23 protein-coding genes are annotated in these 23,339 nt (G+C 38.8%); 13 read left to right on the top strand and 10 right to left on the bottom strand.

Annotation, left to right across the window (positions count from 1 at the left end):
• The first annotated feature begins 75 nt into the window (after nt 1-75).
• Both DBX24_RS03140 and trpS read left to right on the top strand, forming a co-directional pair.
• Nucleotides 76-564 carry a hypothetical protein gene (locus tag DBX24_RS03140; protein WP_120488423.1) on the top strand — a complete coding sequence of 163 codons (489 nt, stop codon included), beginning with the start codon at nt 76-78 and terminating at the stop codon, nt 562-564.
• 75 nt (nt 565-639) lie between these two features.
• Entirely contained in the window at nt 640-1,608 is a 969-nt protein-coding gene (trpS, locus tag DBX24_RS03135) for a tryptophan--tRNA ligase (RefSeq protein ID WP_160223958.1), read from the top strand.
• Nucleotides 1,609-1,661: 53 nt separating this feature from the next.
• Here trpS and DBX24_RS03130 read toward each other — a convergent pair whose 3' ends face one another.
• From DBX24_RS03130 to DBX24_RS03100, 7 genes are all read right to left on the bottom strand, one after another.
• Nucleotides 1,662-2,180 (bottom strand): NUDIX hydrolase, encoded by a 519-nt coding sequence (locus DBX24_RS03130; RefSeq protein WP_120488425.1) that lies wholly within the window; start codon nt 2,178-2,180, stop codon nt 1,662-1,664.
• Between the two features lie 241 nt (nt 2,181-2,421).
• Nucleotides 2,422-3,867 carry a pyruvate kinase gene (gene pyk, locus DBX24_RS03125; RefSeq protein WP_160223957.1) on the bottom strand — a complete coding sequence of 482 codons (1,446 nt, stop codon included), beginning with the start codon at nt 3,865-3,867 and terminating at the stop codon, nt 2,422-2,424.
• Complete coding sequence (locus DBX24_RS03120; RefSeq protein ID WP_160223956.1) at nt 3,842-4,342, bottom strand: IPExxxVDY family protein; 501 nt, start codon at nt 4,340-4,342, stop codon at nt 3,842-3,844. The genes pyk and DBX24_RS03120 overlap by 26 nt, the downstream gene beginning before the upstream one ends.
• Before the next feature lie 267 nt (nt 4,343-4,609).
• Nucleotides 4,610-5,374 (bottom strand): ribonuclease III, encoded by a 765-nt coding sequence (gene rnc / locus DBX24_RS03115; protein ID WP_160224689.1) that lies wholly within the window; start codon nt 5,372-5,374, stop codon nt 4,610-4,612.
• 12 nt (nt 5,375-5,386) lie between these two features.
• Nucleotides 5,387-6,634: a beta-ketoacyl-ACP synthase II gene (fabF, locus tag DBX24_RS03110; protein ID WP_120488428.1), complete on the bottom strand. Its 1,248-nt coding sequence runs from the start codon at nt 6,632-6,634 to the stop codon at nt 5,387-5,389.
• A 24-nt stretch (nt 6,635-6,658) separates the two neighbouring features.
• Nucleotides 6,659-6,898 (bottom strand): acyl carrier protein, encoded by a 240-nt coding sequence (locus tag DBX24_RS03105; protein WP_120488429.1) that lies wholly within the window; start codon nt 6,896-6,898, stop codon nt 6,659-6,661.
• A 266-nt stretch (nt 6,899-7,164) separates the two neighbouring features.
• Entirely contained in the window at nt 7,165-8,952 is a 1,788-nt protein-coding gene (locus tag DBX24_RS03100; RefSeq protein ID WP_120488430.1) for a leucine-rich repeat domain-containing protein, read from the bottom strand.
• A gap of 210 nt (nt 8,953-9,162) precedes the next feature.
• Here DBX24_RS03100 and folE point away from each other — a divergent pair, with 210 nt between their 5' ends.
• From folE to rpmF, 4 genes are all read left to right on the top strand, one after another.
• Nucleotides 9,163-9,825, top strand: a complete 663-nt coding sequence (gene folE, locus DBX24_RS03095) for a GTP cyclohydrolase I FolE (protein ID WP_120488431.1) — start codon at nt 9,163-9,165, stop codon at nt 9,823-9,825.
• Between the two features lie 23 nt (nt 9,826-9,848).
• On the top strand, nt 9,849-11,318 hold the full coding sequence (cysS, locus tag DBX24_RS03090; protein WP_120488432.1) for a cysteine--tRNA ligase: 1,470 nt from the start codon (nt 9,849-9,851) through the stop codon (nt 11,316-11,318).
• Between the two features lie 139 nt (nt 11,319-11,457).
• Nucleotides 11,458-11,982 (top strand): YceD family protein, encoded by a 525-nt coding sequence (locus DBX24_RS03085; protein WP_120488433.1) that lies wholly within the window; start codon nt 11,458-11,460, stop codon nt 11,980-11,982.
• Between the two features lie 56 nt (nt 11,983-12,038).
• Nucleotides 12,039-12,242 (top strand): 50S ribosomal protein L32, encoded by a 204-nt coding sequence (gene rpmF / locus DBX24_RS03080; protein WP_120488434.1) that lies wholly within the window; start codon nt 12,039-12,041, stop codon nt 12,240-12,242.
• Between the two features lie 416 nt (nt 12,243-12,658).
• Here rpmF and DBX24_RS03075 read toward each other — a convergent pair whose 3' ends face one another.
• Nucleotides 12,659-14,755 carry a prolyl oligopeptidase family serine peptidase gene (locus tag DBX24_RS03075; RefSeq protein ID WP_160223955.1) on the bottom strand — a complete coding sequence of 699 codons (2,097 nt, stop codon included), beginning with the start codon at nt 14,753-14,755 and terminating at the stop codon, nt 12,659-12,661.
• Nucleotides 14,756-14,863: 108 nt separating this feature from the next.
• On the opposite strand from DBX24_RS03075, the gene DBX24_RS03070 reads away from it, so the two are divergent.
• The 5 genes from DBX24_RS03070 to DBX24_RS03050 all read left to right on the top strand — a co-directional run bounded on the left by DBX24_RS03070 (nt 14,864) and on the right by DBX24_RS03050 (nt 20,129).
• Nucleotides 14,864-15,973: an acyltransferase family protein gene (locus DBX24_RS03070; protein ID WP_160223954.1), complete on the top strand. Its 1,110-nt coding sequence runs from the start codon at nt 14,864-14,866 to the stop codon at nt 15,971-15,973.
• Nucleotides 15,974-16,132: 159 nt separating this feature from the next.
• Nucleotides 16,133-16,327 carry a hypothetical protein gene (locus tag DBX24_RS03065; protein WP_160223953.1) on the top strand — a complete coding sequence of 65 codons (195 nt, stop codon included), beginning with the start codon at nt 16,133-16,135 and terminating at the stop codon, nt 16,325-16,327.
• 180 nt (nt 16,328-16,507) lie between these two features.
• Entirely contained in the window at nt 16,508-18,148 is a 1,641-nt protein-coding gene (pgi, locus tag DBX24_RS03060) for a glucose-6-phosphate isomerase (protein WP_160223952.1), read from the top strand.
• Nucleotides 18,149-18,154: 6 nt separating this feature from the next.
• Entirely contained in the window at nt 18,155-18,877 is a 723-nt protein-coding gene (locus tag DBX24_RS03055) for an HU domain-containing protein (RefSeq protein ID WP_120488439.1), read from the top strand.
• A gap of 4 nt (nt 18,878-18,881) precedes the next feature.
• Nucleotides 18,882-20,129, top strand: a complete 1,248-nt coding sequence (locus DBX24_RS03050; protein WP_120488440.1) for a 3-deoxy-D-manno-octulosonic acid transferase — start codon at nt 18,882-18,884, stop codon at nt 20,127-20,129.
• Nucleotides 20,130-20,520: 391 nt separating this feature from the next.
• Here DBX24_RS03050 and DBX24_RS03045 read toward each other — a convergent pair whose 3' ends face one another.
• On the bottom strand, nt 20,521-21,279 hold the full coding sequence (locus tag DBX24_RS03045) for a glycosyltransferase family 2 protein (protein ID WP_120488441.1): 759 nt from the start codon (nt 21,277-21,279) through the stop codon (nt 20,521-20,523).
• Between the two features lie 78 nt (nt 21,280-21,357).
• Nucleotides 21,358-21,594 (bottom strand): hypothetical protein, encoded by a 237-nt coding sequence (locus tag DBX24_RS03040; protein ID WP_120488442.1) that lies wholly within the window; start codon nt 21,592-21,594, stop codon nt 21,358-21,360.
• Nucleotides 21,595-21,636: 42 nt separating this feature from the next.
• On the opposite strand from DBX24_RS03040, the gene DBX24_RS03035 reads away from it, so the two are divergent.
• Complete coding sequence (locus tag DBX24_RS03035; protein WP_160223951.1) at nt 21,637-22,536, top strand: DUF6427 family protein; 900 nt, start codon at nt 21,637-21,639, stop codon at nt 22,534-22,536.
• Nucleotides 22,537-22,539: 3 nt separating this feature from the next.
• Nucleotides 22,540-23,124, top strand: coding sequence for a DUF3109 family protein (locus tag DBX24_RS03030; RefSeq protein ID WP_160223950.1), 585 nt, complete (start codon nt 22,540-22,542; stop codon nt 23,122-23,124).
• Nucleotides 23,125-23,339 lie beyond the last annotated feature (215 nt).

Here is a 23,339-nt window from a genome sequence, read left to right as displayed (position 1 = left end):
CGCCCACAGCTTCGGAGGTAGAGGTTTGCAGAAAAAAATTGAATAGATTTATCTTAAAACGAAATAGAAAAAACAATGAAAATAGAAGAATCTTCATCGGTGGAAACCAATGATTTTCGTGTGATGATATACCCCTCTTCGCGCAAATTTACCGCAAAGGAATCTATGGACATTTCCCAGCGGTTGTATGATTTTTTATCTGGCTGGAAGTACCACGGGAAGCCTGTTTCATCTTCGTTTAAAATCGAAAAGAACCAGTTCATCGTCATTTGTATTGATGAAGAAGAGGTGAGCCCAGGCGGCTGTGCGCTGGATTCTTTAAGTGATTTTTTAAAGGAACTCGACCGCGAGTATGGTTTTGAACTTCTCAACAGGATGAAAGTGTCGTATGTAGAGCAAGGCGAAACGAAAACCGTTGGCCTCCTTGAGTTTAAAAGAGGACTAAAAGAGGGGAGCATACCGCACGATATCGAGGTATATGATTTTTCCAAAGATACTTACCTGGCGTATCTCTCGGACTTCCTCCTCCCGCTGAAAAGGAGCTGGGCACAGATTTATGTCTGATGAAAACCGATGTAGAGCCCTCAATGCCTTATTATTATAGAGAAAAATTTTTTAATATTAAATAGAATATAGATTATGTCCAGAATATTAACGGGAATACAAGCGACTGGAACTCCGCATCTTGGGAATTTGCTCGGAGCAATAATCCCAGCCATAGAGCTATCAAAAAAAGATGAAAATGATTCCTTCCTCTTTATCGCTAACCTGCACACACTTACGCAGATTAAAGATGCCGAGGAGCTTAGAACGCATACTTACGAGATAGCGGCGGCGTGGCTGGCGTTTGGTCTGGATACCCAAAAAACACACTTTTACAGGCAAAGTGATATTCCAGAAGTTTGCGAACTTATGTGGTATTTGGATTGTTTTTTCCCGTATCAGCGGCTGACTTTAGCCCATTCGTTTAAGGATAAAGCTGATCGTCTGCAAGATGTGAATGCAGGACTGTTTAATTATCCAATTTTAATGGCTGCCGATATCCTGCTCTACGATGCCGAAATAGTTCCCGTAGGCAAAGACCAGCTGCAGCACCTTGAAATCACTCGCGATTTAGCAGAAAAATTTAATAGGCAAATGGGCGAAACATTTGTGCTGCCAAGTGCTGAGCTACAAGCAGAAACGAAATATGTTCCCGGTACCGATGGGCAGAAAATGTCTAAATCCAGAGGGAATATTATTAATATTTTCTTGCCAGAGAAAGAGCTGAAAAAACAGGTGATGTCTATAGAAACCGATTCTACTCCCCTTGAAGAACCGAAAAATCCAGACGCGTGTAATGTGTTTGGCATCTATCAGCTTATCGCCTCCGAGGAAGAAACCGAAGCGCTGAGAAAAAAATATGTAGCAGGAGGCTTTGGCTATGGGCACGCAAAAACTGAGCTCCTCAACCTCATACTGAGTAAGTTTAAGGATGAACGAGAGCGGTTTGATTATTATATGAATAACCTCTCCGAACTCGATAAGAAATTGCAGGAAGGTGCGGAGAAGACCAGACGCATCGCGCAGCAAACCCTCGCAAGAGTACGAAAACAGTTAGGATACTAATGTAAAGAGAAATCCCCTCCACGAGAGGGGATTTTTATTTTGATGATTCTGGGTTATGAGAATGGTTCAACCCAAGTTCTTAGGAAATTCCGCTGAGAATCAAAGGCAAGAGATGAGAAATCGAGGTTAGATATTTTTACCCATATTCCATCGCTGACTTCCGACAGCTCGAGGGTTGGCAGGAATTTCTCCTTAACTTCATACTCGAAGAATATGTCCATCGTATTGTAATCAATTCCTTTAAAATGATATACATTGGGGCGAGTGCCGAGAATCCTTAGCCGAGATACATCGATTGGAAGCTGGAGCTCTTCCATTAGTTCTCGTTTGCAGGTCTCTTCTGCGGACTCATTAGGATCTACAAAACCTCCTGATAAATCCAGCATTCCGCTTTTGGGCTCTTGGCTTCTTTTGGTGAAGAAAATTTCATCTCTGCAACGAAGGATAACAGCTACGGCAGCTGCGCAATTATGGTAGAGAACGAAATCACAATCCGTACAGCTCAGCTTATTGATTTCATTGAATTGCAAAGTTTTGTTGCCACATTTTGGGCAGTATTGAAGCTCCTTCATACTTGAGAATTTTAAAGCAAAGATAAGTATAGTTTGGAAAGAATTTTTTATTCAGAAAAGCTGGTCTGCTTCTTATAGAAAATTTTGGGAGAGGGGATTTATTAGTGTTGTTTGTATTTATAATAATGCTTTTGAGACCGTGAGTAATGCTGTTTTTTTATTAAAAAATTAAAGAGGGTTTAAGAAATAAACCGATAAAAAAGAGAGCAGTACTTTTATCAGTACTGCTCTTTTTTATGGATTAAATGGTGGTTAGTCTTAGGGTATTGGTTTTGCCTCCTTCGTGGGCGGGCATTGCATTGAGGTTGATGACCATATCTCCCTGCTCTACGAATTTGTTTGAATAGGTAAGCGTATTTACTTGTACGATAGTTTCATCTGTGGATTTTTGCATATCATAGAAGAAAGCTCGTACGCCCCAAAGGAGATTTAGCTGGGTAATAACCCGCTTGTTTGAGCTATAAACGATAATATGAGAGTTGGGTCTCTGCGAAGAAATCTGGAAAGCGGTATATCCTGAGTAGGTGAGGGTAACGATTGCCTGTACCTCTATGGATTTTGCGATACGAACTGCTCCAAGACATATTCTGTTTGTGATGAAGCGCTCGTCTATACAGTTAAACTGCTTTTCAATAATGTTGTTCCTTTCTCTATAATAGTCGGTTGTTTCAATATTTTTGATGATTTTAGACATATTCTTAATCACTTCTACTGGGTATTTCCCTACGGAAGTCTCTCCAGAGAGCATTACGGCATCGGCGCCGTCTAATACGGAATTTGCCACATCATTTACTTCTGCTCGGGTAGGAGTGAGGCTGTTGATCATTGTTTCCATCATTTGGGTAGCGATGATGATAGGTTTTGCGTGCTCTCTGGATTTCTCTACCAATGCTTTTTGTATTGCGGGTACTTCCTCCATTGGGATTTCTACGCCAAGGTCTCCTCTTGCTACCATTAGGGCATTGCAGTGTTCGAGGATTTCATCGATGTTTTTCACCCCTTCTGGCTTTTCTATCTTCGCAATAATAGGTGTTGGGAAGTTGTTGGTAGGATGGTTGGCGATGATTTCTTTTAGGTCTATGATATCCTGCGCGTGTCTTACGAAAGAGAGCGCTATCCAGTCCAGTTGGAGGTCTAATATAAAGTTAGCATCTCTGATGTCTTTTTCTGTAAGTGCTGGTAGGGATACATTGGTATTGGGCAGGTTTACGCCTTTCTTGGAGCTTAGTGGCCCACCTTGTATAGTTTTTGCTTTTACAGTGTCTTTTTCATTGGTTTCTATGACTTCGAGGACGAGTTTTCCATCATCAATAAGGATGGTTTCTCCCACTTTTACATCTTTTGGAAACTGCTGATAGGTCATATAGACTTTTGTGGAATCACCCTCAATCTCCTCATTGGTAAAGGTGAGTATATCCCCAGGGTTGAGGAAAGCACCTTCCTTCACTACACCGATTCTCAGTTTGGGACCTTGTAAATCTCCGAGTATTCCTACCGAGTATCCGAAGTCTGCATTGATTTCTCGGATGAGTTCTACATTCTTCCTTACTAGGTCATAGTCTGCGTGTGAGAAGTTTATTCTGAATACGTCTACTCCGGCTTTAATCATTTCTATCATCGTTTCTTTGTTGGATGATGCTGGGCCGAGCGTTGCGATAATCTTAGTTTTTTTTAAGTCTTTGTTCATAATATTCGTATTGAATGAGTTTATAGAGCGGATGATTAGAATCGGTAATCAGCTCCTGAATGGAAAAATTGATATTTTGAGAGGGCAAAAGTACAGAAAAATCTGCAATATTATCTGAAGAGAACATAATGTAATCTACTTCCTCAGCCTTTGGAATCAGGTAATGAATTGGGTTTTCATCACTGAAGAGTTCATCGATTTCCTTTTTCTGATGGGAAAGGCAAGATTTGTTCTTGAACAAGCGAATGATATTCCTCGTCTGCCCATCGCAAGCCTGAAATACGCTGTGCTGGTAATTAAAATACTCACCACAGATTTCTAAATCTACAGTTCGCTCAAACTGTAATTTTCTGCTACTGTTAATTTTGAAGAAAAATTCGTGTGGGAGTATCTTATCAGAGAGTCTAAGCAACCCCAAAGACACTTCTTCTATTTCGTCTTCATCTTCCAGAATAAATGGATTTTGAGCTCTCATACTTCTCTATAAAATTTCCACAAAAGTAAGGATTTCTCCTTTTTAGGAGGGGGATTGAAGTCAATTTTTGGAGGGATGAAAGTCGTATTTTTTAAAAAGGCAGTCCGCCTCTAAGAAAAGGCAGTCAGTTTTTGAAAAAACTCAGTCAGTTTTTTGAAAAAGGCAGTCAGTTTTTGAAAAAACTCAGTCAGTTTTTTTACCTTCTCTGTGGGGTTTGGAATCAATAACTTATAGAGGTGGATTTTTACACTTTTGGAGGCTATTTTTTTACTGCTTTTGGGGGATTTTCGTAAGTATCCGTTGTTTTTTGTTGAGGGAGTAGAAGGCTCTTTGTGCGGCTTTTTCTTCTGCTTTTTTCTTGGAAGATTCGCTGGCGTTGGTTATTCTTTTGCCTTCGAGGATTACATAGGAGCGGAAGACGCTCGTTTTCTCGGAAGGGGAACTTTCTTCCACCGTTTCGTAGGCGAGAGATTTTTTCTCCTTTTGAGACCATTCGAGCAGGAGGCTTTTATAGCTGATGATTTTATTTTCCAGCTGATTGATTTTCTCAGGCGTTAAGAGCTTTCCGAGTACTATTTTTTTGCAAGATTCATAATCGGTATCAAGGAATATAGCCCCGATAAGCGCTTCAAATAGGTTTCCTGTAATATCCTCGCTTAGGATTGTACCTTTGGTGTTCTTTATAAGGCGGGAGAGTTTTAATTCCTCCCCGAGCTTATTTAGATTTTTCCGATTGACGATTTTAGACTTCAATTGCGTCATAAAACCCTCGTTGGACTTCGGATAATTGATGAACAGATACGAGGAAATAATAGACCCAAGCACGGCATCACCAAGGAATTCTAAGCGCTCGTAGTTCTTATAATTGTTTCTGGAAAGTTTTAGTGAGAAAGCCTCTTTGTAGAGGTCTATATTGCGTATTTCGTAGCCTACAATGGCTTTTATCTTTTCTTTAAAATTAAAATCTTCGTTGCTGAGGGGTGGTGTCTTCTCCTTAAACAGAAATTTACTGATGTATTTCTGAAGCCTCATCATAGACTGGAATTATATTTTTTTGAAAAGTACGCAAGCGTTATGTCCACCGAAGCCAAAAGTATTGCTCATTGCTACGCTGATATCCCTTTTTACCGCTTTGTTAAATGTGAAGTCTAATTTGTCATCAATCTTCTCATCGTCTGTAAAGTGGTTGATGGTTGGTGGAACTACTCCGTGAGTTAATGCCCCCACAGTAGCAATAGCTTCTATAACTCCCGCAGCACCGAGCAAATGCCCCGTCATAGACTTAGTGGAGTTGATTTGAATATTGTAAGCGTGCTCACCGAAGAGCCTTGCAATAGCACTGGATTCTGCAATATCTCCGAGTGGAGTAGAGGTTCCGTGCATATTGATATGATCTACCTGGTCAGGGGAAAGTCCCGCATCTTCTACGCAGCTTTTCATTACGAGATAAGCCCCGAGACCCTCTGGGTGAGGAGCCGTCATATGGTAAGCATCTGCGCTGAGACCACCTCCTGAAAGCTCTGCATAGATAGTTGCCCCTCTCTTTACCGCGTGTTCATATTCTTCGAGTACGATAGAGCCTGCACCTTCGCCTAAGACAAAACCATCGCGGTCTTTATCAAATGGGCGGGAAGCGGTTTTAGGGTCATCATTCCTTGTAGAGAGTGCCATTAAAGCATTAAAGCCACCTACGCCACTCGCAGTAACTGCTGCTTCGGAGCCACCGCATACAATAACATCTGCCTTGCCTAATTGGATGAGCATTTTAGAGTCTATAATAGCATTAGCAGAGGAAGCACAAGCGGAAACGGTAGTGTAATTAGGTCCGTGGAAACCGAACTCCATAGAGATATGTCCTGGGGTAATGTCGGCTATCATTTTAGGGATGAAGAAAGGGTTAAACCTCGGTACTCCATTCGAGTTTGCATAGCCTAAAACTTCGGTTTCAAAAGTTTCTAAACCTCCAATCCCAGAGCCCCAGATAACACCGATTCGGTTTTTATCTACATTATCTTCTATCAGTCTTGCGTGGGCTACAGCTTCTCTTGCTGCCACCATACCGAGCTGTGTGTTTCTGTCCATTTTCTTTGCCTCTTTTTTATCAAAGTGGTCAAGCGGGTTAAAGCCCTTCACTTCGCAGGCAAATTTGGTCTTGAAGTTTGTAGGATCGAAAAGAGTAATCGGAGCTGCTCCGCTCACACCTTTCACAAGGTTTTCCCAGTATTCATTTGCATTATTTCCTATTGGAGTTATGGCGCCAAATCCTGTTACAACTACTCTTTTCAATTCCATAAGTTTGTTTTTTTAGTTTTTTTGTTATTTGTTTACTACTTCTTCTATGTAAGCAATAGCGTGCCCCACAGTAGTAATTTTCTCAGCCTGATCGTCTGGAATTTGAATGTTGAATTCTTTTTCAAATTCCATAATAAGCTCAACTGTATCTAAAGAATCAGCTCCTAAATCGTTTGTGAAGCTTGCTTCAGGAGTTACTTCTGTTTCTTCTACATCTAGCTTATCAGCGATGATAGCTTTTACTCTTGATGAAATGTCTGACATAGTATATTATTTTAAAGTTATTTTAATCTGGGTGCAAATATATAAAATTCTTTAAGACTTACATCTTTTTTTAGTTTATCTGTAATCTTATTTAATATGAGAATTGCAGCCTGCTATTTGTTTTTAGTTATAGGGGAAATGAATAATGATGGGGTATTAAATTTGGGGATTTCGTAATAAGAGTCTAAAATAGGATAGCTTTCCCGTTCTTTAAGTACAGTATATATCTAAAAAGAGAGCCTACAAGCTCTCTTTTTAAATAATGGTTAGTAGTTATATCCTTTTATTTTATCTTTATGAGGAGCCCAATCTTGGTGGGTATGGTATGCATTAAGACTTGCTTGAGGGACATAGAAAGTACAATTTATATCGAATGTTTCAGTTAAGGAGGGAGGGGTTGTAGCTCGTATATAGACTTCTGCATTCTTGTTTAGTTGACGAAGATTTCCATCTTGAATTTCTTTAATAGTTTCTCCCAGAATAACCTTTTTTAAGTTAGGTAGGACATGTATAGCTTCTGATGTCAGAGTTATTATAGAATCTAGGGTGAGTGTTTCTAAACTTGTTAATCCATGGAAAGCACGTTCTTCTACTGTAGTAACTTTAGGAAGGTTAAGAGTGGTTAGCTTAGTATCGCCAAAGGCTCCCCAACCTATTGAAGTAGCATTAGGTAGGCTTATGCTTGTTAACCCACTGTTTTCGAAAGCATAACGATTTACTGTAGTAACTTTGGGGAGGTTAAGAGTGGTTAGTTTTGTTCTAGAGAAAGCGCTTTCACCTATTGAAGTGGCTTCGGGTAGATTTATGCTTGTTATATTTGTACTTTCGAAAGCACGTCCTCCAATTATTTGTGCTTTAGGGAGGTTAAGAGTGGTTAGTTTTGTTCTAGAGAAAGCGCTTTCACCTATTGAAGTGGCTTCGGGTAGATTTATGCTTGTTATATTTGTACTTTCGAAAGCATGTCCTCCAATTATTTGTGCTTTAGGGAGGTTAAGAGTGGTTAGTTTTGTTCCAGAGAATGCATACCAACCTATTGAAGTGACTTCAGGGAAGTTTATATCTGTTATTTTAGAGCCCCCAAAAGCCCTTTCTCCAATAGTAGTAACTTTTGGAGCCGAAATGTTTGTTAAATGAGTGTTATAAAAAGCCCAGCTCCCTATTAAGGTAGCTTCTGGTAAGCTGATATTAGAGAGATTGCTGTCTTCAAAAGCACTTTTGCCTACAGAGGTTACAGAAGGGAAATTGGCGGTAGTTAGTAGTTTGGTGTATGAGAATGCATTTTTCTTAATCGTAGTTAGTTGAGATAAGTCAATACTTTTTAAATTGCTTTTTTGGAATATACCATCTTCTGCAATTTTTAAATTAGGAAGATTGAGTTCAGTTACCCCTTTATTCTCTTCAAAAGCGTGCTCTTCTATTTCAGTTACAGATTGGGGGATGGTTACCTTTAAGTCTTTAGTATTTTGAAAGGCATAATTACCTATTTTAGTAACACCATCTTTTATAATAAATGTCTTAATACCACCAGAGTTTTGTAATAATCTTTCGCTTATAGTAGTTACATTTGCCATATCAGAATATTGATTCATATCTATATTCTGGGTGTATTTATTTAACCATTGCATTAGTACAGTACCATCTGCACTTATGATATAGTCAAGTTTGGGTGCTGTTTTTTGTAGCGGCTGCCAAGTAGTACCATCGTAGAAGTAGAAGCCTTTTGCATTTACATTTGCTACAAGAGCATCAGCTGTGGTATTTTGTCCTTCGGTATAATTATCTACATTGCTGATATATACTAATGTGGATTCTACAGGTTCTGTTATTTTAGCAATACTTACTTTGCTCAGGTTTGGGATAATGATACCCTGGTTAGCTGTTTCATCAGTGGTTTTAACCTCTATATCCAATGTAGCTCTTGGGGAAATAGAGTTGATACCTATTCTCCCAACATCCTCTTTTTGAGGAGCTGCAGGAGTGCTTTGTGCAAAGCTGTTAGCAGTAATTCCTAAGAAGCAGGCAACGGCTGCATTCAAAAATAGTTTTGTACTCATAAGTAATAATGTATAATTTATGTTGTTAATATTCTACTTAAAAAAGTGCGCAAAACTATAATATTCTTTTGGGATACTGGGAATGATAGTGATTTATATTTTCTATTGTGATATAAAAAAGAGAATAGATTATATAAGGTGAATAAATTAAATACTCATCTTCAAAATCTTATTTTAATCCTTATTTTTGCAACCGTATTAATCCTTATTATGATAGATAATTTTGATATTGATGATGACCTCTTTACAGGTAAGGAGCACACCCCTCTAAGGGAAGATGCTTTCCTGCTGAGCCCTGAAGAGAAAATTCAGAAGATAGAAAAACACTTTGCAGAGATAATGCACACGCTGGGGATGGATATGACAGACGACTCGCTGAGAGACTCCCCGAAACGAGTGGCAAAAATGTTCGTAAATGAAATATTCGGAGGCTTGCTGCCGGAGAATAAGCCCGGCATCTCTACCTTTACCAATAAGTATAAGTATCGCCAGATGCTGGTAGAGAAAGATATCACGGTTTATTCTTTTTGCGAGCATCATTTCCTACCGATTATCGGAAAGGCGCATATAGCGTATATTTCTAATGGGGAGGTGATTGGCCTGTCTAAAATCAATAGAATCGTAGATTATTACGCCAAGCGGCCGCAGGTGCAGGAGCGGCTCACAATGCAGATTGTAGATGCGATGAAAGAAGCCCTTGGAACCAAAGATGTAGCCTGTATAATAGATGCAAAACACCTCTGTGTAAATTGCCGGGGGATAAAGGATACGCAGAGCTCCACCATAACCGCAGAGTTGAGCGGAATCTTCCGTACCAACCCTATTACCCGTCAGGAGTTTCTGCATTATGTGGGGATGAGCTCACTTGTTTAATACATTTTTTTTAAATCAATTTTATGGAAAATCATCAACTGAAAATATACAATTCCCTTAGTGGAGAGAAGGAAATCTTTAAGCCCATTTTAGAAGGAAATGTCGGTATGTATGTCTGTGGGCCTACGGTCTATTCTAATGTGCATATGGGCAATGTGCGTACTTTTATGTCCTTTGATTTTATCTACCGTGCGCTTACTCACCTCGGGTATAAGGTTCGCTATGTAAGGAATATCACCGATGCTGGGCACTTAACCGATGATGGCGATGTGAATAATGACAGATTCGTAAAGCAATCCCGATTGGAAAAGCTCGAGCCAATGGAAATCGTCCAGAAATATACGGTGAACTTCCACGATGTGCTGAAGCTCTTTAATAACCTCCCTCCCAATATAGAGCCTACCGCTACTGGGCATATCATAGAGCAGCTGGAGCTTGCAAAAATTCTTATTGATAAAGGATTGGCATACGAGAGCAACGGTTCTGTCTACTTTGATGTGCTGGAATACAATAGGCGGGGCTTAAACTACGGCGAACTCTCCAAAAGGAATATTGAGGAGCTTTTTGCCAATACCCGAGATTTGGATGGGCAGGGCGAGAAGAAAAATCCGCAGGATTTTGCCCTCTGGAAAAAGGCTTCGCCAGAGCATATTATGAAGTGGCCTTCGCCTTGGGGCGAAGGCTTCCCAGGTTGGCATCTCGAATGTACAGCGATGAGTACCAAATATCTCGGTGATAAGTTTGACATACACGGTGGTGGTATGGATCTGAAATTCCCACATCACGAGTGCGAAATAGCACAGGGCAAGGGCTGCAATGGTACCTCACCAGTGAATTATTGGATGCACGCCAATATGCTCACAATGAATGGCCAGAAAATGTCTAAATCCACAGGGAATACCATTCTTCCAATGGAACTTATCACGGGAGAAAATACTTTCTTTGAGAAAGGCTTCCACCCGTCCGTTATCCGATTTTTCTTCCTTCAAGCGCATTATAGAAGTGTGGTAGATTTGTCCAACGAGGCATTACTAGCCAGTGAAAAAGGTTTTAACCGAATGATGGAAGCACTTAAAATCCTAAATGATTATGAAGGAGAGGGCGAAAACTCTTCATTCACACTTGCAGAATGGAAAGATAAGTGTTATGCAGCTCTTATGGATGATTTCAATTCACCTATCCTCATCGCTCACCTTTTTGATGTGGTTAAGCTCATATTCAGCATTAAAGATGGTAAATCTCACCTCTCTACATCTGATACAGACGAACTAAAACACTTGATGCACGCCTTTGTATATGATGTGCTTGGGCTACAGCAGATAGAAGAAAACGCTAATGAAAAGCTGGATTCTACCATTCAAGTGCTTATAGAGCTTAGGAACCAGGCTCGGAAGGCGAAAAACTTTGAGCTCTCCGATCAGATTAGAGATAAACTACTGGAAGCAGGCATTCAACTGAAAGACTCCCGAGAGGGCACTACTTATACTTATTAGTCATCCGTGGTATGGGAGGTTTTACCATAGATTTTAGGTGTCTTTTAAGTGATTGAATTATTAATAATAGATTCTCGCTAAAAAACTAAAAGTATATTTGTGAGAATAAAAAAAAACTTTATTTTTGCACACTCATTTTATGGACAAGATTAGAAACTACGACATAGCGTTTGTTGGTCTTAAAAATGGGAAGCACGAGTTTGATTTTGAAATCACTCAGGCGTTCTTTGAGCTTTTTGACACTGAAAAAGAATTTACAGCTCCAAAACTCAATATAAAGGTGTTTTTGGAGAAGCACAGTACTTTTTTAGAGTTTAATATTCAAACTCTGGGGACTATCAACCTTGAATGTGATATTACAGGGGAGGAGTTTAGCTATCCCATAGACGAGAATATAAACATCTTGGTAAAGTTTGGAGAAGACTATGATGACTCCAATGAAGAAGTGATCACGATTCCTCATCAGGATTATGCGTTTAATATTGCACAGCTTATTTATGAGTCTGTAATGCTCGCTGTCCCGATGAAGAAAATCTCACCCAACCTCTCCGATAAAGATTTTGAACTTTTGGAAAAGTTTAGTCCAACCGCTCAAAATGATAAAGAAGAACCCGAAGGGGAGATAGACCCGAGATGGGAAGCATTAAGAAAATTGAAAAATTAAAATATTATAGTAGTGGGATAGCCCCGCTCATCATCAAATAATAAAAAATATTAGAAATGGCACATCCAAAGAGAAGACAGTCTGCTACAAGAAGAGATAAGAGAAGAACCCACTACAAAGCGGTTGCTCCTCAGTTAGCAAAAGATTCAACTACTGGTGAGTTACACCTTTACCACAGAGCTCACTGGCACGAAGGAAAACTCTACTACAGAGGTAAAGTAGTATTAGAAAAAGAAGTAGCTACTTCCGAAGAGGCTTAATAGCACTACTAACAAAAATAATGTAATAACTCTGGTTTTTATAAGCTGGAGTTATTTCTGTATAGCTATTTAAGGTTAATGATAAATACTAATTGTACTTCATTTTACATCTTTCATAGAGTAAAGATTTAAAAATGATAACTTTTGGGCAGGGTTGCGTATTTAAGCGTGATATTTTTATTAAAAATTTGTTTTAAAAGTTAGTATATCTGTTGTATATGCTTTCCCTTTTGGGAAAGGAGAGAAGTAATAAATAGATTTGTGTTTTATATTAAGTGGTTTATAAAAAGGTTACGGGCGACCCTCTGGGTCGCCCGTAACCTTTTTATTGTTCTTAGATGTTAGCTTTTAGCCCTTAGTTTGTCCTAAGTGCTCCCCACGCCAGTGGGTAAGTGCCCGACCGGCTACGGTCTACCTCACCGGCTACGGTGCATTTCATAGAGAGCAAAGCCCATTTTATCGGCAGCTTCATTGATGATTTGCTCTGTGGAGCGCCCTGCACCGTGCCCTGCATTTACCTCTATACGGATGAGCACAGGATTTTTACAAGACTGCTTCGCTTGAAGCTCTGCAGCAAACTTAAAGGAGTGGGCAGGTACTACACGGTCATCGTGGTCGCCAGTAGTAATAAGAGTAGATGGGTAGCATACCCCTTTTTTTACATTGTGCAGAGGGGAGTAAGATTTCAGATACTCGAACATTTCTTTACTGTCTTCGGCGGTTCCGTAGTCATACGCCCAACCTGCTCCTGCGGTAAACTTATTATATCTGAGCATATCCAGTACGCCTACGGCTGGGAATGCTACACGAGCGAGGTCTGGTCTCATCGTCATAACGGCACCTACGAGTAGTCCGCCATTAGACCCTCCAGAAATCGCTAAGTATTTTTTAGAGGTATATCCATTCTTTTGGAGATATTCTCCCGCAGCGATGAAGTCATTAAACACATTCTTCTTCTGCATCTTGGTTCCTGCATTGTACCAGTCTTTTCCGTATTCACCGCCTCCACGGATGTTTGGAACGGCATAAACGCCACCATTTTCCATCCAAATCGCATTGATTACAGAGAAGTAAGGCGTCATAGAAGCATTAAAACCGCCATATCCGTAGAGGATGGTAGGGTTCTTACCATTGCGTTTCAAGCCTTTCTTATAGCTGATTATCATCGGTACTTTTGTTCCGTCTTTAGAGGTGTAGAAAATCTGCTCACTCACATAGTTTTCAGGGTTGAATTTTACTTTTGCCTTTTGATAAACTTCGGATACGCCCGTCTCTACATTAAACTTGAAAGAAGTGCTTGGAGTAATGTAGTTGGTAAAGGAATAATAAAGGTCTTTCTCCTCTTTCTTCCCATAGAAGCCTCCTGCTGAGCCTTTACCTGGAAGAGCAATTTCTCTGATGAACTTGCCATCGTAATCAAATTGTTTGATGGAAGAAACTGCATCTTTCATATAATTGGCAAAGATGTAGCCTCCACCAGTAGACACACCGAGTACATTTTGAGTTTCTGGGATTACATCTACCCAAGTCTGAGGAGTACTGATATTGAATTTTTGAAGTTTTCCATTAGGAGCATTTTTATCGGTTTGTACATAGATGAAATCGCCTTTGGAATCTACAACTCCCGTATTATAATCAAAACCTTTCTGAATTTCTATAAAGTCTGAATTTTTCTTGTTCTTAAGGTCTTTGATGTAAAGCTCATTTCCATTGGTAGCATTTGCCCCAGAGACGATGAGGAACCTTTCGTCATCGGTAAGGCTTGCAGAGAGATATCTCCACTTGCCTTCTTTTTTCACAATGAGTTGCTTGTCCTGAGACTGCTTGGTTCCCAACTTGTGGAAGTATATTTTGTGGTCATCGGTCTTTGCAGAAAGTACACTGCCGTCGGGTTTATCATAGCTTGAATAAAAGAAGCCCTCGTCTCCAAGCCAGGCAGCACCAGAGAATTTTACATCTACCAAAGTATCATCAATCTGCTTTTTTGTTTTTACATCGAGGATGATGATTTTATTCCAGTCGCTCCCCCCTTCAGAGATTCTATAGGCTACAAGTGTTCCTTTCTTATTAAAGGAAATTCCCGCGAGGGAGGTTGTTCCGTCTTTAGAGAAAGTATTTGGGTCGAGGAATACCTCAGTTTTTCCGTTTTTATCGGTTCTATAAAGTACAGATTGTGCTTGCAGACCATCATTTTTATAGAAGTAAGTGTATTCTCCTTCCTTAAAAGGAGTTCCGATTTTCTCATAGTTCCAGATATCTTTCAGCTGTTTTGCAAGCTCATTTCTGAAAGGGATTTTAGAGAGATAATCATTTGTGAAAGCAACTTCACGCTCTACCCAATCTTTTGTTTTGGCAGACATATCGTCTTCCAGCCAGCGATAAGGGTCTTGAACTTTTACACCGAAATACTCATCTGTATGGTCAATTTTTTCGGTTTGGGGGTATTGTTTTTGTGCATTCATAAAAGAAAATGCTGCTACCGAAGCAGCACAAATTAAAGTTTTCTTTATCATAATTAGAATATTTTGACCAAAGATAATTAATTTTCTAATTATAGAAATAGTTTTATGTGAAATCTTTATTTTTGCGACACAATTGATTATTTAAGAATAATAAGTATTATGGAGATAAAAAAAGACCGAATTTTTGGATTGGACATTATTAGAATGCTGGCTATTCTATTTGTAATGATTACCCACGCAGCGAAGTTTATTCCTGCAAAATATGCTAAATATTATTCCGCTTTATATTATGATGGTGTAGGTATTTTCTTTGTTTTGAGTGGATTTCTTATAGGGCATATTTTTATTAAACAAATGGAAAGTAAGGGTCTCTCGCTAGAAGAAATGAAAAATTTCTGGATAAAGCGATGGACAAGAACTTTACCTAATTATTATTTGATTTTAATTATTCTTTTTGTAATACAATACAATACAATACAATACAATACAATATCTTATTTAATTTTCTCCCAGAACCTGTTTAGTAATATGCAGCATAGTTTCTTTGAATGGTCTTGGAGTTTGAGTGTGGAAGAATGGTTTTATTTATTGCTTCCGTTGTTTGCTTTTATATTAAAGCTCCTTAGATTCTCTCTGAAAAATATTATGTTGATTATAATTTTGGGAGGGTTATTTATTATCCATTTCTTTCGTTTTACATATCTATTTTCTATTAATGATTTTAAATATGAAGATTTTGAGGTTATTAGATATTCAGTTTTTTATCGTTTAGATGGAATTATGTTTGGGGTTTTGGCGTCCTATATTTATTTCTATTACAGAGGTTTTTGGGATAAGAATAGAAAGGTAATGTTTTGGATGGGGATTATTGCTTTTATTTTGAGTAATTTTTTAGATAAAGTTATAGGAGTAAATAACTTTTTATACAGAACAATAGAATTAAGTATTACTTCTATTACCATATTATTGATTTTACCTTATATGAACTCTATAAAAACCAGCAATAGTAAATTATATAAACCGATTACTTTTTTGAGTATAACTTCATATTCATTATATCTTATTAATAGTATTGTGCAAATGGGGTTAGCAAAAATAGTAGAATATTATGATGTGAATGAATATTATAATATAGTACCTTGGTCGGCTATGTTTGTTATTTGTTATACTTCATTTTGGGGCGTGTCTATTCTTTTATCTTATTGGTTTTATAAATACTATGAGATAAGGGCTACTAATTATCTAAGAAAGAAGTTCCTTCCTAAGTAGTATTCTTTTTACAAAATAAAGTGCATAAAGTGAAAACTCATTTTTACTCGAAAAATCTGTTCAATTAACGATTGCTATTGAATAATTAACAAAGTTTAATAAAAAATAATCCTTTTAAGGAATGGTATTTGTATTTTGAGATTCCAAAATTTAATATCAATGGAGAAGTTGAGCAAAAATATAGTATTAGCAGGGGGTATAGGAATTTTTAGTATACTGGCATTTCTCTACACGATAAAAAAGTTGAAGAAACGCAAATCCAAAAAGAAGCAGGAAGATGAGTTCAGACTCTTTGAGACTGATATTCTGAATGCCGAAAGCCAACACGGCGTAGAATATTTCTCTGTGAGGTAAAAATATTATTATATCATATCATTAAACTGCGATAGGCATAGTCTGTTGCAGTTTTATTTTTGTTTTCTATATAGATATTAATCGAGAAGGCAATATTCGTTGTTTGAAAAGTTGAATTTAGAGAGGGAAGCCTGTCATTTATTAACTTTCCGTAGATTTGCGTCATTAAAAACCGAGCAGATGTTGCCTAAAATAAACCCTGTACATACACAAAGCTGGAGAGCATTGGACGCGCTCTTTCAGAATTATGATTTCGATTTGAGAACTTTATTCGCTGAAAACCCTAAGCGTTTCAGTGATTTTTCTATTAAAAGACAAGGCTATCTCTTTGATTATTCAAAGAACTTAATCAATGAAGAGGCGAGGGAGCTCCTCCTCCAACTGGCAGAAGAAGTACAGCTAAAAGAAGCTATTGAGAAGCTGTTTTCTGGGGATAAAATCAATGAGACAGAGGGTAGGGCAGTGCTTCATACAGCACTTCGGGATTTCTCTTGCCGAGAGATTTTAGTCGATGGGAAAAATATAAGAGAAGATATAAAAAGAGTGCTCCTGCAGATGAAAACTTTCTCCGAAAGGGTGATTTCTGGGGAGCACAAAGGCTTTTCAGGAAAGGAGATTACCGATGTAGTCAATATCGGAATTGGAGGCTCAGACCTCGGCCCAGTAATGGTTTGCTCAGCTCTTAAACATTTTAAAACGAGGCTCAATCTACATTTTATCTCCAATATAGATGGCAACCACTCCGCAGAGGTGCTTAAAAACTTAACCCCAGAAACTACGCTATTCATTATTGCCTCTAAAACCTTTACCACCCAAGAGACAATGACCAATGCCCATACCGCTAAAAAATGGTTTTTGAAGGTGGGCTCAGAAGCGGATATCGCTAAGCATTTCGTAGCTCTTTCTACCAATATAGAGGCAGTGAAGAGCTTTGGCATATTGGAAGAGAATACTTTTGAGTTTTGGGACTGGGTTGGTGGTCGCTATTCACTTTGGTCAGCCATTGGGCTTAGTATTGTTTTAGCGATAGGTTATCCTAATTTTGAGCAGCTTCTAATGGGGGCTAATGAAACAGATACCCACTTCCAAACTGCTGATTTCTCTGAAAATGTACCTGTGCTAATGGCGCTTCTCGGTGTGTGGTACAGAAACTTCTTTGGAGCGAGTTCTTATGCTGTACTCCCTTATTCACAATACCTCGACCGCTTCCCTGCCTATCTCCAGCAGGCAGATATGGAGAGTAATGGCAAGTGCGTAGATAGAAACGCCAACTTTATAGATTATGAAACGGGGGCGATTATTTGGGGAGAGCCAGGCACTAATGGTCAGCACGCTTTTTATCAATTAATCCACCAAGGTACAGAGCTCATTCCTTCTGATTTTATCGCTTTTGTAAGGCCTTGTAATAAGGTGTCTGACCATCAAGAAAAGCTCTTGGCAAATTTCTTCGCACAGACCGAAGCACTCGCTTTTGGTAAAACCGAAGAAGAAGCCTTAGATGAGCTTCAGCAAACAGGGAAGCCCATAACCGAGATCGAAAGGCTCTTAAATTATAAGGTCTTCCAAGGGAATACCCCTACCAATTCCATCCTTATAGATGAGCTTACACCGTTTTCACTAGGGCAGCTTATTGCCCTTTATGAGCATAAGATTTTTGTGCAGGGCGTCATCTGGAATGTCTTTAGCTTTGACCAGTTTGGTGTAGAGCTCGGGAAAGTTTTAGCAGGCAAGATTCTCCCAGAGTTAGAAAGTACAGCCAAAATCTCCTCCCACGATTCATCAACTAATGGACTTATCAATTATTATAAAGAAAACAGATAGCAGATTATGGAAAACTTTACACACTACATATTAGATGAGCTTAAGGCAAATCACAAGGTTGCCATTAAAGGTTTCGGAACTTTCTTCCTGAAAGATTCCACCGCAAAAGTTATTCGTAATAATGAGAATATCCTACCTCCAGCAAAGGAGATTTTCTTCCACGCTGATGTACATACTTCCGATGAAGGCTTCACCCTGTCCATCCTCGATAAGGAGTCTTTGGCATTTGATGAAGTCTATCAATTCATACAGCAGCAGGTAAGTCATTGGAATACCCTCTTGGAGCACAACGAAGACTTTACAATAGACTCCATTGGGCATTTTTCCTTTGATGACCACAAGCAGCTCTCTTTCTCTGGTGAGCGGCTTGATGATTTATCACCAGACTATTTCGGTTTAGAGATGATAAGCCTAAGCCCTCTACAAAAGCAGAGCGCCCATTCCTCTTCTACCGAGCGAGGTTCAGATGACAAGCTGAATAAAGCCATCCTTTGGATATTCCTTGTGCTCATTCCGCTCTGTGGGCTTATCGGTGCAGGACTACTCTTTGCAACCAAGTTTTCAGGAGATAAATCCCTCAATGATATCTCGGTGAAGAAAGGTACGCACTCCATCGAAGACAAAGAAGAAGCACCAGAAAAAGCCTCAGAAGAGGTTCCAAAACCGATAATAGATACGCTGATTGATGTTAATAAAGAACAAGCCCTACCCAGCTCTTATCCTAATTAATTAAATGTATTTTTTTTACGACATATTTATTTCTCTGCTCTCTTTCGGGATGAGGCTTGGCTCCCTTTTTAATGCTAAGATTAGAAAAGGCTGGCTCGGAAGAAAAGAATCTGAGCAAAAAATAAAACAAAAACTCTCCCCTCACGATAAGGTTATTTGGATGCACGCTGCCAGTTTAGGCGAGTATGAACAAGGGCTCCCTGTATTAGAAAGATTAAAACAAACCCACCCTCAGCATAAAATCCTCATTACTTTTTTTTCGCCTTCGGGTTATGAGAATGTCGCAAATAAGCCCAATATCGCAGATGTCGTCTGCTACCTGCCTCTTGATAAAAAGAAAAACCTAAAGCGCTTCCTTTCTCTATTCACTACGGATATTTTCTTTACCGTTAAATACGATTACTGGTACCATCTCTTCGATGAATTAAAAAAGCGCAATGCTAAGCTCTTCATCATCTCCGCCTATTTTTACCCTAAGCAGATTTTCTTTAAAAGAGGTTTGGGTAATGGGTTCGTATCAAACCTAAAACGAAATATCAATTGGATTTTTCATCAAAATCAAGACTCCGAGCACTTGGCTAAAAGCATCGGGCTCCTTCAGTCCTCCGTCTCTGGCGATACCCGCTTTGATCGGGTCAAGCAAATCCTCAGCAGAGACAACACCCTTCCTCTTATAGATGAATTTAAAGACGCTAAACCCCTCCTTATTTTCGGCAGTTCCTGGCAGGCGGAGGAAAAAATCGCCAAGGCAATATCCTCCCTTCATCCGAAGGTGAAAATCATCATCGCCCCTCATTCCCTTAAAAGGCTTGAGCCCTTGAAATCTCTTTTCCCGCAGGCTTTGCTCTACAGTAAAGCGCCTCAAAACCAGCAGAAGATTAGCGACTATTCCGTGCTTATCATAGACTCTATCGGCATCCTCTCAAAGCTCTATTCCTATGCCGACATTGCCCTCGTAGGCGGTGGTTTTCACTCTGCGGGGCTCCATAACATCCTCGAGGCGACCACTTTTGGTATGCCTGTCCTCTTCGGTAATCATTATCGTAAAAATCCAGAAGCCGATGCCCTTATTTCCATCGGTGGTGCCCAGTCTTTTAAAGATGAAAACCAAACAATTGCCTTCCTCTCTCATCTTATTCAAAATCCCCAACTTATCCGCCAGATGTCCGATAAATCCAGCGCTTTTATCGCCTCTCAGCCCAATGCTACCGAGCATATTAGCCATATCATTAGCCAAAATCCACTCCGCTAATAGCTAGCCGCTAAAAACCATCAGCCATCAGCTTTCTTTATTACGAAAAATTCAATAAAACGGACTAAAAAATATCGATGTAATGTATAAAAATACGAATGTAACGCTCAAAAATGCCAATGCAACGGGTAAAAACGCCTCTGCAATGGGTAAAAATGCCTCTGCAACTATCTAAATCAATAAATCAATGCTAAGATTAGCGCTGCAACTAGTAAAAATAAAAAATACGCTATAAAAAATCAATCATCAACTATAAAAATTGAAAAATGCTCAATCTATTTAATATCAGTTATTTAAATAAAAACTGCTCCTGCCCTTAATTAATAGTAAAAAAGTAATAAAAGGGTCTCTACCCCTCCTCCTTATTTAATAAAGAAAGGGTCTCTGACCCTTAGAGGGGGTTAAAGAATTTGGAGTATTTTATAAATCCATTAAGTGCCCAATGTGCTGTATAGTACAGCGATTTTAATACAGAGAAGCCCATAAAATCTCTATATACCAAGTATTGGTCTTTTATAATCTCCGATTTTTTTCGCGATACGCTTGTCGGTAGCATCCTATACTTTGCCATTGTCTTTGGCAGTGGTAGTCCTTTCGGGATTTTTTTCAGCAGATTGAGCCACATCGTATGGTCTTCCCTCTTATTCCCTTCTGGGAAATATTCCTTGCCCACCCTTTCAGAATCATACATAGAGCTCAGGAGTGAAAGCCTGCAAGTCTTCAAAAGATTACCAAATGTAACCACCTTATCCGCTTTAAAATCTCCCAATTTCGGGACTAATTTTTCATTGCACCTCGCATAATTAGAGTAGGCGAGCTCTGCATTTTCCCTTTTCATAAAGTTGAGCATTTCCTCTAAGAAGTTGGGCGTCCAAACATCATCAGCATCAAGGAAGGTAATGTACCTCCCCTTCGCTTCACTCAATGAAAGATTCCTCGCATAGCCTGCGCCGCCGTTTTTCTCTGCTTTAATGAGCTTTATCCTTGGGTCATTATGCCTCTCAATGATTTCAATTGACTTATCCTGCGAGCAATCATCGGTAATCACCCACTCCCAGTCTGTAAAACTTTGGTTAAGGACAGACTGTATCGTCTCCTCCAAGTATTTTGAAGAATTATAGCACGGTGTAATAATAGAAATTTCTGGCATCTCTCTATAAGGTATAAATAAAAAGCCGTTTCTACTCAGGATACGGCTTTCTATAATGTGTTATCAATTAATTAACCCTTAGTCTTCTTTTCTTTTATAGATTTTAGGATCATAGTACGGGAATTTACCTTCCGTAGGGGAGTAATACTCCTTGTCTTTATTCACTCCCAGCTTTACAACCAATACATAGCACCAGTTGATAAACAAGATACACGCCACCGAAAATAATATCCAGTTTAATACATTCCCTGCGTAATCATAAAACTGAAACGACCATACAAAAGACTTACTTAAGAATAACCAAAAACTCGTCATTGTTTTGTTTTTAATATTAAATTTGCACAAAAATATAAAAAAATGTTCAGATTACTTTCAAAGGAGAGCAATATTTTTTCTATACCCGTCTATTTATTTTTTTTGCTCACCATAGTAATAACATTTAATGCCTTTAATTTTAGTGTTTTAAATATTATATCCGCTGTCTTTACTTTTGCGGGTATCGCTCTCGGATATTTTCTTTTTAATAAAGTCAATCTTACTTACCAAACCCATATCCCCCTTTTTTTATATACTTTTTTAGCCTTTGCGCTTTACTCTGGCGGTCTGAATATTGGGGTTGCTATTTCCCTCTTTGTGAGCTCTTTTGTATTGCTCATTCTCACAAGCACAAATGACACCCTAAGGAAGAGTTCCTATATGCTCATAGGCTCTATACTGGCGGTGAATTTTATTTTCCTGCCAGCTACTTGGGCGCTGGTTCTGTTTGTTATAATACATATTATAGGAACTTCAGGGCGGATACTGCTCAATTTATTCAGGCTGTTTTTCGGAATGCTGCTGATAGCCTTGTTCTATTTCAGTATTGTATTTTTCCTGCACTATAATGCTTGGGATGATGCTTATTTCCCTTTTGGAGATTTTAAGATGGCTCAGAATATACAGCCATTGCTTTATCTCATTCCCATAGGTTTATTAATGATGTATGGCATTGCGCAACATTTTTTTTATTTTAATGAAAAAAGCCCCATCAGTAAGTTTAAATACACATTTATACTCCTCTTTACAGTGGCTCAATCGGTTTCTATTGTGCTTTATATGGGGAATTATTACGGCTATTTGCTTTTGATGGTATTCCCGTGTGCGGTGATTGTCAGTAGAGCCATTTATTTTATGCCAAAGTATTGGCAGAAGGAACTCTCCTTATGGATGGTGATTATATTTCTAATTTTATTTAAAATCGCAGTTTATATACATTAAAGAATGATACAAATAGAAGATAAATTAATCTCTGAGGAAATCTTTTCTGAAGAGTTTGTGTGCAACCTTTCCAAATGTAAAGGCATTTGTTGTGTAGAAGGAGATGCAGGAGCTCCCTTAGATAAGGAAGAAGCTCAAATCTTAGAAAATATTTATGATAAAATAAAACCCTACCTCACTCCACAAGGGATTGAAGCGATAGAAAAACAAGGCAAATGGGAAATAGACCCCACCGATGGTGAATATGTAACCCCCTTAATTAATAATGCCGAATGTGCCTATGTAACCTATGATGAGCGAGGCTATACCAAATGCGGTATAGAAAAAGCGTACGAAGATGGGGTTATAGACTGGCAAAAACCCATTTCCTGCCATCTTTATCCTATTCGTGTAACTGAATATTCCTCCTTTACGGCGCTCAACTATCACGAGTGGGAGGTGTGTAGTGATGCCTGCACTCTCGGAAAGGAGCTTCAGGTGCCCGTGTATAAATTTCTAAAAACACCTCTTATCCGTAAGTACGGGGAGAGCTTCTATTCCGAGCTCTCCGATGCCGCCGAAGAATGGCAAAAAGAATTTGGAAACTGATAAGCTAAATTTACCTTAGTATTTAATATTGTATATCATCATTTTTAATGAAAATTGATTTTTCATTTTAGTTAAATAAGGCTTAATACAGGATTTCTCACGATTTGAATAGATAAATTTTAAAATGAAATCCTACAATTGAATAAAAAATATTTGCCTATCTAAAAAAAACTTCTTTATTTTGCACACTCAAATATTGAATAAGTAAATAAAGA

The sequence above is a fragment of the Bergeyella cardium genome, from assembly GCF_009914665.1.
GTDB classification, from domain to species: domain Bacteria; phylum Bacteroidota; class Bacteroidia; order Flavobacteriales; family Weeksellaceae; genus Bergeyella_A; species Bergeyella_A cardium.
Note: the sequence above shows the minus strand (reverse complement) of the source record. Positions and strands in the feature narration are given on the sequence as shown.